This is a genomic window from Brachybacterium tyrofermentans (assembly GCF_039526165.1).
GTDB classification, from domain to species: domain Bacteria; phylum Actinomycetota; class Actinomycetes; order Actinomycetales; family Dermabacteraceae; genus Brachybacterium; species Brachybacterium tyrofermentans.
In genome coordinates, this window is record NZ_BAAAIR010000095.1 from 1 (window position 1) to 8,266 (window position 8,266).

General features: G+C 71.4%; 9 protein-coding genes. 1 reads left to right on the top strand and 8 read right to left on the bottom strand.

All coding sequences use genetic code 11. The annotated features are described in order from the left end of the window. Positions 1-55: 55 nt before the first annotated feature. The 3 genes from ABD093_RS18535 to ABD093_RS18545 all read right to left on the bottom strand — a co-directional run bounded on the left by ABD093_RS18535 (position 56) and on the right by ABD093_RS18545 (position 2,355). Positions 56-214, bottom strand: a complete 159-nt coding sequence (locus ABD093_RS18535; RefSeq protein ID WP_343926381.1) for a hypothetical protein — start codon at positions 212-214, stop codon at positions 56-58. Positions 215-386: 172 nt separating this feature from the next. Then, positions 387-1,250 (bottom strand): formate/nitrite transporter family protein, encoded by an 864-nt coding sequence (locus tag ABD093_RS18540; RefSeq protein WP_193118573.1) that lies wholly within the window; start codon positions 1,248-1,250, stop codon positions 387-389. Positions 1,251-1,548: 298 nt separating this feature from the next. Then, positions 1,549-2,355, bottom strand: a complete 807-nt coding sequence (locus ABD093_RS18545; RefSeq protein ID WP_343926383.1) for an IclR family transcriptional regulator — start codon at positions 2,353-2,355, stop codon at positions 1,549-1,551. Positions 2,356-2,483: 128 nt separating this feature from the next. Between ABD093_RS18545 and hutG the strand changes: the two genes are divergently transcribed. Further along, entirely contained in the window at positions 2,484-3,482 is a 999-nt protein-coding gene (gene hutG, locus ABD093_RS18550; RefSeq protein WP_343926385.1) for a formimidoylglutamase, read from the top strand. Between the two features lie 87 nt (positions 3,483-3,569). Here hutG and ABD093_RS18555 read toward each other — a convergent pair whose 3' ends face one another. The 5 genes from ABD093_RS18555 to ABD093_RS18575 form a co-directional block, all read right to left on the bottom strand. Next, positions 3,570-4,394: a GNAT family N-acetyltransferase gene (locus tag ABD093_RS18555; protein ID WP_343926387.1), complete on the bottom strand. Its 825-nt coding sequence runs from the start codon at positions 4,392-4,394 to the stop codon at positions 3,570-3,572. Between the two features lie 162 nt (positions 4,395-4,556). After that, complete coding sequence (locus ABD093_RS18560; RefSeq protein WP_343926389.1) at positions 4,557-5,327, bottom strand: SDR family oxidoreductase; 771 nt, start codon at positions 5,325-5,327, stop codon at positions 4,557-4,559. A gap of 5 nt (positions 5,328-5,332) precedes the next feature. Further along, entirely contained in the window at positions 5,333-6,349 is a 1,017-nt protein-coding gene (locus ABD093_RS18565; RefSeq protein WP_343926391.1) for a GNAT family N-acetyltransferase, read from the bottom strand. A gap of 72 nt (positions 6,350-6,421) precedes the next feature. Continuing rightward, positions 6,422-6,985, bottom strand: coding sequence for a DinB family protein (locus ABD093_RS18570; protein ID WP_343926393.1), 564 nt, complete (start codon positions 6,983-6,985; stop codon positions 6,422-6,424). 189 nt (positions 6,986-7,174) lie between these two features. Next, positions 7,175-8,098: a sulfite exporter TauE/SafE family protein gene (locus tag ABD093_RS18575; protein WP_193118522.1), complete on the bottom strand. Its 924-nt coding sequence runs from the start codon at positions 8,096-8,098 to the stop codon at positions 7,175-7,177. Between the last annotated feature and the right edge of the window lie 168 nt (positions 8,099-8,266).

Sequence of the window (8,266 nt, forward strand, 5' to 3'; positions counted from 1 at the left end):
TATCCTGCTCACCAGCGCCGCGAGAACCGTAGCGTGAATACCCGCCACAGCAGGGTCATTCACCACGAACCGCGAAGAGCCACAAAAGGACCGTCAGACCGGCCGGGTCGAGGATCCCGTCGAAGGCGTCCTCGAACTCGTCGAGCAGCTGATCGCGGCCGACCAGGAGGTGCGGGTAGGTTCCGAATGATGGCTTGAACAGATTGCGCGACATATAAAGAGTATAAAGCGAAGGGCTCATATCCAAAGGGATCAAAAGACCGCCCCACCGAGGTCAGGACTGAGGCGCATCGAGTGTCGGCTGGCGCTGACCAGCGGTTCAGCCATCCCTTTCGGTCGCCAGCTGCCCATGGGAGTCGAGTACCCGCGGGGGACGGGCGCCTGCGCTACTGCCCGTCGGTCGCCCGCAGCGCGTCCCGCTCCTCGCGCACGAGCTCCCAGGTGCGCACGAGGCGCGGGAGGGTGAGCATCAGCAGGCCGCCGGCCATGTTCAGCGGGATCACCCAGGCGAACCACACGAGCCAGGACAGGTAGGAGATGTCCGCCCCGGCGTGCATCGCCCCGAAGATCACGGCCGAGCTCAGGGCGCCGTGGAGCATGCCGAGACCCACCACGAGAAGGCCGCTGATCAGGGAGTTCGCAATGGTCGCGATGCCCTCGGTGGAGCCCTGCGCCATCCGGGTCACGAGGGTGATGGTGAAGCCGGCCAGCAGCGCGAGCGCAGCGGTCTCGACGGTCAGTCCCTTGTCCATATACCCGGTGGCCGCCTCGATCAGCACGTCGTCGAAGGCAGGGAAGGCCGCCACGACGACCCAGGCGAACGCCCAGCCGCCCACGAGGTTCGTCACCAGCGTCACCGTCCACAACCTCACCAGTTGCCCCCAGGTGCCGTGGCCGGCCACGATCGCATTGATCGGCACCAGGAAGTCCTCGGTGAACAGCTCGGAGTGGGCCAGACGCAGGGCGTACAGCCCGATGCCGAAGGCGAGCCCGCCGAGCAGCTTCGACCCGGTCGCATCCAGCACCGCGAGCATCGCCAGAAGACCGATGCCCACGTCGATCCCGCCGAACAGCCCGGTGATGACCAGCGCGCGCCAGGTGCGGTTCAGGCGGTTCGCGCCCTCCTCGACGGTGCCGCGGAACTCCTCGACGAGCTTGTCCTCGAGCGGCTCGTCGGACTCGCCGAGGTGCTCACGCTCGTCGTGCTGGCTCCGCGTGTTCGGCGCAGGTTGCTTCGCCCGGGGTCGCAGCCTGTCCCGACCGCGCTGCCCGGCCCGCCCGCTCTGGTACTCCCGCTCGCGCCGGTTCCCCCGCTCGCGCCGATCAACCTGCCCGGCCTGCTCATCCCGTTCGCCCTGTTCACTGTCAGCAGCCACGGTCGGCACCTTCTCTCCGGAGTTGCGGTGGAGTTGCAGTGCGCCGCACGCTATCAGCGGGAACGGGACTCTTCCGCAGTCGCCGGGCGATCATCCTCTGCTGCACGCGGCTGAGCCGGACCGGACGAGTTGCGGCATGCGGCGCATCCTGACGCCGCACTTGCTGCCGCACTCACTGCAGAGCAGAGGGTTCGGTGGAGGGGTGTCCCGAGCGCCGGCCCAGCAGGCGACGGGTGATCTCGTCGGCCGCGAGCCGCACCGCGGCATCGAGCCGTTCGCGCAGCTCGTCGTCCACCCTCGCCTCGACGAACGTCAGCGCGACGGCCGCCGCCGGCCAGCCGGTGTGGTCGCGCACCACGGCGGCCACGGAGCCCAGCTCGTCGGTGACCGCCCCGGATTCGTGCGCGATGCCGTCCGCCCGCACCCCGGCCAGCAGCTCCCGCAGGGCGCGCGGCGTCTCGGGGCCGGGCGCCTCGGTGCGGGAGGTGAAATCCCCCTGGTGGCCGAACAGGGCGCGCAGCTGCGCCGGTGGCAGCTCGGCGAGGATCGCGCGGCCGCTCGCGGTGAGGTGCGCGGACAGCCGCACACCGACGTCGGTCACCAGGCTGGGCCGGTTCCGGGCGCGCTCCTCGACCACGTAGAGCACATCGCGTCCGTGCAGGACCGCGAGGTGGCCGGATTCCCCGATCTCGTCGACCATCGCCTCGATGACCCGTCGGCCGATGCGCGCGAGCGGCTCCTGGCGCAGGTAGGCGCCGGAGAGCTCGTGGGCGGCGGGGCCCAGCCCGTACAGCCGCTCCTCCCCCAGGTGCATGACATAGCCGTGCTCGACGAGGGTCGCCAGCAGGTCGTAGGTGCGCGAGCGCGGCAGGTCCAGCTCCTCGGCGAGGCGCACGGCGGCGACCGGGGAGCGGCGCGAGGCGAGGAAGGTCAGCAGGCGCAGCGTCGCGTCCGCCGCCGGGACTTTCGGGGGTGTCATGATCGGCAAGGATGCCACCGGAGCTGTCCGGTGGGCCGGACGGTGGCTCTCGACGCGCCGTTCCGCGCGGCGCGGCGGGTGCCATGATGGAACGATCGCACGCCCTGACCCGCCGACGAGGAGCCCCGATGACGACCTCTGCGCACCGCGAGAGCCCCTGGACCGGGCGGCACGACGGCGACGGCCCCGAGCATGCCCGCTGGCACCAGACGGTGCAGGTCGTGGCGCCGGGGGCGGCCGACGCGGATCCTGCGGCGCCGCACGTCGCGCTGCTCGGCTTCCGCTCCGACGAGGGGGTGCGCCGCAATCGCGGCCGGGTCGGAGCCGCCGACGGCCCCGCGGCCCTGCGCGGAGCGCTCGCCCCGCTCGCCCTGCACGGGCCGCTCGCCCGCGGTGAGGTCGGTCTGCACGATCTGGGCGATGCGGTGACCGTGGGCGAGGACCTCGAGAGCGGCCAGGCCGACGCCGCCGCCCTCACCGCGCACGCCCTGGATCGCGCGGGCTCACGCCTCGCCGTGGTGCTGGGCGGCGGGCACGAGACCGCCTGGTCCTCGTACAGCGGGCTGATGGGCTCCGGTCTCGGCCCGCGCGCGGGGCAGCGCTGGGGTGTGCTGAACCTCGACGCCCACTTCGACCTGCGCGAGGAGCCCCGCCCCACCTCCGGCACCCCCTTCGCCCAGATGGCCGCCGCCGAGCGGGCCGCCGGGCGGGACCTGCGCTACGCCGTGCTCGGGATCGCCGAGCCCTCCAACACCGGCGCCCTCTTCGCGAGGGCCCAGGAGCTGGGCGTGCAGTGGTGGACCGACGAGCAGTGCCTCGCCGCGGGGGCCGACGGGATCCGCGAGTTCGTCGCAGACTTCGCCGCTGACCTGGACATCCTGTACCTGACCATCGACCTGGACGTGCTCCCGGCCGCCACCGCCCCCGGCGTCTCGGCGCCGGCGGCCTACGGGGTGCCGCTGCCGCTGATCGCGGCGGCCGTGCACGCTGCGGCCGGCAGCGGGAAGCTCGCTCTGCTCGACGTGGTGGAGCTGAACCCCTCGCTGGACATCGACGGCCGCACCGCCCGCGCCGCGGCCCGACTGATCGACGACGCGGTGCGCATCGTGGTCGGTACGGGGTCCTAAAGGCCAACCACGACCGACGCTCGCTCGACGACCCTCAGCAGCGCTCGGACGGCGCCCTCAGCGCTTCGCTCGGTGTGCTGACCATCCCTATCCCATGCTGCTCGTCGAAGGGCTCATGCGGTAAGGCCGCGTCGCCGCCTCAAGCTCGAAACCGAGGGAGGCGTAGAACGCCCGTGCCTCCGGGCGATGCTCATCGACGGTCAGCACCACTCGCTCCCGGCCGGAGCTCTGCTGCGCACCGTCGATCAACGTGACCCCGATGCCCGCCCGGCGCGCGTCCGTGTGGACGGCGATGAAGTCCAGGTAGAGGGTGGACTCGCCCTGCAGCTGGAAAGCCACGTAGCCGAGCACTTTGCCTTCAGGCGCGATGACCAGTGTTGAATAGGGGCCATCGGGACTCACCAGTTCCGCAGCACGGGCATAGGTTCCCGGGAACTCCTGATCATGCAGCTCCCGGATGGCTGCTTCGTCCGCGAGGACAGCGGGCCGGATCGCCGGGTCGATGTCCCCCGTCGGCACAGAAGACGTGCGGGCATACTCGAAGTTGGCCTCACCTGACCGCCATCCGCAGTGGGACGCGAGCCAGGCCATCTCGCCATGGTCGACGCTCGCATACATCTCATGGCGTCCTACGGGGGCTTGTGTCGTGACCGCCTCCAGCAGAGCGGGGCTCACGGAGCGCCACTCGCCCTCGCCGACCCAGGGCCCATGCACCCACGAGCGATCCAGGCCCTCGTCCCATTCGATGACCGCTGCACCGATGATCCGCCCGGTATCCGACACCGCCACGCGGACCGTCTCGGTCCAGTGCTGGTCCAGCGCCTCCAGGTCACCCCGGATGTCGGACGGCTCTGTGCCGAGATAGGCGCATGCCGTGTCGGCGGATTGCTGCTGGCGGACGATGAAGTCCATGACCGCCTGCTGATCGAAGCCCTCAGAAATGATGCCCATGGCGCCATGCTCCGGCCCTGGTCGTGGCAGGTCAAACGACTTCTCAGCTCGCACCGCGCGCCGCAGCCCGCCTGATCGATGACGCGGTGCGCATCGTGGTCGGTGGCTCAGGCGCCTGAGCGGTCACGCCGAGGTACGGAGCCACTCCTCGAGATCCATGTCGTCGACCTCCGCGTCGGCGGGGATCAGCCCGCCGCCCGCGATGGCCGAGCCCAGGTACGGGAGCTCGGCGACCAGGCGCGGGGACCTGCCGTCGATGTCTCCGCGACGCGCCAGGATGCGCCGCACGAGCTGCGCGGAGGTGAGCTCCTTGGGGCCGCGCAGCGCGAAGGTGCGGTCGGCCGAGTCGTCGTCGGCCCTGTCCTCGACCTCTCGGGCGATCCGCGCCGCGAGCCTGTCCGCGGAGACGGGGGCCATGCGCATGGTGGGCAGCAGAGCGACGGGGCCGAAGCTCGCCTGGGACAGCAGCAGGCCCGCGATCTCGAACCACTGCGTCGAGCGCACGAGCGTGACCGGGAGGGCCGCGTCCAGATAGGTGGCCTCCTGGGCGGCCTTGCCCCGGTAGTAGGCGAAGTGCTTGTGCACCTCGGGATCCGCGGCGCCGGCGATCGAGACGCACAGGACGCGGCGCGCTCCGCCCTGCTCGGCGGCGCGGGCGATGTTCCCGGCGGCCCGCGTGTGGGTCGCGACGGCGCGGCGTGAGCTGAGGGAAGGGGTGCTGATCGCGTCGATCACGAGGTCGGTGCCCTGCAGTGCCTCCGCGAGGCCGTCGCCGGTCACGGCGTCCACCCCGGTGCGTCGGCCGAGGGCGCGCACGGTGTGCTCCGCGGCCTCGAGATGGGTGACGAGATGGTGGCCGAGGGTTCCGGCTGCTCCGAGCACGGCGATGTCCATGACGGTCACTGTAGACGCACGAAAGAGCGCAGCTCCGGATCGTGGTCGTGGGCCTCGATAAATCCGAGCGACTCGTAGAAGGCGCGCTGGCCGGGCTCGGCGTCGGTGAGCAGCACCTGCTGTCGCACCGTGGCGAAGGGGGCGAAGGCCGCGTCGACTAGGCGTCGGCCGATGCCGGCCCGATGCGCGTCGGGCCGCACGAGCACGTCCTGCAGGTAGGCGATGGTGGCGCCGTCGCCGACCACTCGGGCCAGGCCCAGCAGTTCGCCGTCGCGGCGTGCGGTGACGACGTGGGCGCTTCCGGCGAGCGCTCGCAGCAGCGTCGACGGTGACTCGGTGTACGCGCCCCATCCCACCGCGTCGTAGAGGTCCAGGACCTCCTGCAGAGCCGGCACCTCCGGGCCCACTACGAGCTCTCCGGCGGGTGGGGCCGACGACGGATCCGTCGGCCGCCATCGCGAGTCGACCAGCTGGAACAGGCGGCAGTCCGCCCACTCCCCGCCGAGCCGCAGGTAGGAGGGCGCCAGACCGTATTCGGCGAAGCCGCAGTGCTCGAGCACGCGCGCCGAGGCATCGTTGCCGACCTTCACCTCCGCCTGGATCCGATGTAGGCCGAGGCCGCCGAAGGCCACCGCGATCGCGCTGCGCACCGCCGCGGTGGCGATGCCCCGCCCGGTGACGTCGTCGTCGACCCAGTAGCCGAGCGAGGCGGAGTCGAACGCGCCGCGGATGATGCCCGAGAGGTTGAGCCGGCCGACGATCCGCGTCGTCCCCTTCTCCTCGAGCCGGATGGCGAGGGGCAGGCTGCGGCCGACCTCGCGGTCGGCGAGGGCGTGGGCGATCGCGGTGCGCTGTCCGGCCTCGGTGAACCAGCTCTCCGACCGAGCGGGGGCGCCGACCATCAGCTGCTCGCGATTACGGGTCTCGAGCTCCGTGAGCGCCGGGGCGTCATCGACCGTGAGGAGGGTCAGCGTGACCTGATGGGTCAGAACGGGAGCTCGCGGCGCGGAGATGTCGGGCATGCCGTCCAGTATCCGGCACGAGCCCCGCACCTGCGGTGACGTCCCCTCCGCCCCGCCCTCAGTACCCGGTCCTCAGTAGCCAGTGCCGCCGTCGATCGCCTCGCGCAGCAGGTCGAGATGGCCCAGGTGGCGGGCGTACTCCTCGATCAGGTGGGAGATGAGCCAGCGCAGGTTCGCCTGCTTGCCGTTCACCAGTCCTCGCACGGGACCGTCGAGGTCGCTCCAGCTCGCCTGCGCCGCACGGGTGGCCTCGATCTCGCGGCGGTACGCCTCGATGTCGTCGAGCGCAGTTGCCGGGTCGACGTCATCGAGGTCTCCGTGGGGGTTGTCATCGTCGCAGTGCGGATCCGGCTGTGCCTCGTCGAGCAGCACCTCACGCAGCCAGTAGGCCTCGACGTCGGTGAGATGGCGGACGAGCCCGATCGGGCTCAGGTCCGACGGCGGGACCGAGCGCCGACACAGCTGCTCGGCGTCGAGCCCATCGATCTTCCGCAGCAGCGTCTCGCGGTAGAAGTCGAGCCAGCCGTCGAGGGACTCACGATCGCCCGACAACAGCGGAGGCTCGATACGGGTATCGACCGCGGGGGTGGCTGGGGGCGTGGTGGACGGGGCAGAGGACGGATCAGGTGTGCTCATGGGTGCACACTTCCACGGCACCGGGCCGACCACGAGCGATTTTGCGGGCCGGGCGATCCCCGCCCGCCCCCGGGACGTGGGATACGCAGGGCCCATACGGTGCCGTGCGTCGGTATCGCCCACCCATTCCGACGCACCAGGCCACATGGGGGGGGCGGGAGGAGCTGCGTGCGGGGGCAGCCCGCGGTGTCAGCCCAGCAGGGTCTGGGCCAGCGTCACGGCGGCCACGCCGCCCAGCAGCACCGAGAACAGCAGCGTGAGCGTCGAGGGGCGCGCCTTCGTGGACAGGGGGCCGCCGAGGATGCCGCCCACCGCGGAGCCGGCGGCGAAGATCAGCGTGATCGTCCAGTCCACGTGCACGTCGGTGCCCAGGCGCGCCAGCAGGCTGGTGGCGGTCGCGATCACCATGACCAGCAGGCTCGTCCCCGAGGCGCGACGCATCGCCAGACCCAGGGCGATCACCAGCATCGGCACCACGATGAAGCCTCCGCCCACGCCGAAGAACCCGGTGAGGAAGCCGGTGAGGGTCGCCGCGGCGATGACGAGCGGCAGGCGCGGGGACGCCGACGCGGCCGGGGTCGTGGGCAGCTCGGGCTCGCCGTGGTGGCGCTGGATCCCGTCGGCCGATTCGACGGTGTCGGGGCCAGGCTGATCCAGCACCGGGTCGTCGTGCACGGCGACCGGTTCCTCGGCCTCGAGCTCCGCGGGGGTGCCGTGCGCGATCGCCTCGGCCCGTTCGTCCCGGCGGGTGCGCAGGGCCCGGCGCAGCATCGCGATCGCCACCCCCACGAGCATCACGCCGAACAGGGTGAGCAGCACGGGCGCCGGCACCAGGGCGCTCAGGCGCGAGCCGACGACGGCGCCGACCACCGAGACGCCCGCGAAGACCAGGCCGTTCTTCCACTCCACGTTCCCGTGCCGGGCGTGGTGCGGGAGGCTGACCAGGGCGGTGATCAGCACGATGATCAGACTCGATGCCGTCGCGGAATGCGTGGGCATGCCGAGCAGGAACACGAGCACGGGGACCGCGAGGATGCCGCCGCCCGCTCCGAGGGCTCCGACCACGATCCCGACTCCGAGGCCGACGCCGATCGCGAGCAGGGCGAGCTCCATGGAGGGACTCCTCAGGGTGCGGGGCCGAGGAGTCGTAGGCCCCGGCGACGATCAGATCGCCTCTACCGTACGTGCCGGTCGCCGGACGACGCTCCTATGGTGCGTCAAGTGGATAGTGGTGGGTTTTCAAGTCGGCGGTAGAGGTCTCGGGCGATGTATCGCTTGAGG

Coding starts and splice junctions, on each gene's coding strand:
- ABD093_RS18545 (WP_343926383.1), bottom strand. CDS start 2,355: ATGACACCCCCGAAAGTCCCGGCGGCGGACGCGACGCTGCGCCTGCTG.
- ABD093_RS18565 (WP_343926391.1), bottom strand. CDS start 6,349: ATGCCCGACATCTCCGCGCCGCGAGCTCCCGTTCTGACCCATCAGGTC.
- ABD093_RS18560 (WP_343926389.1), bottom strand. CDS start 5,327: ATGGACATCGCCGTGCTCGGAGCAGCCGGAACCCTCGGCCACCATCTC.
- ABD093_RS18535 (WP_343926381.1), bottom strand. CDS start 214: ATGTCGCGCAATCTGTTCAAGCCATCATTCGGAACCTACCCGCACCTC.
- ABD093_RS18555 (WP_343926387.1), bottom strand. CDS start 4,394: ATGGACTTCATCGTCCGCCAGCAGCAATCCGCCGACACGGCATGCGCC.
- ABD093_RS18570 (WP_343926393.1), bottom strand. CDS start 6,985: ATGAGCACACCTGATCCGTCCTCTGCCCCGTCCACCACGCCCCCAGCC.
- ABD093_RS18575 (WP_193118522.1), bottom strand. CDS start 8,098: ATGGAGCTCGCCCTGCTCGCGATCGGCGTCGGCCTCGGAGTCGGGATC.
- hutG (WP_343926385.1), top strand. CDS start 2,484: ATGACGACCTCTGCGCACCGCGAGAGCCCCTGGACCGGGCGGCACGAC.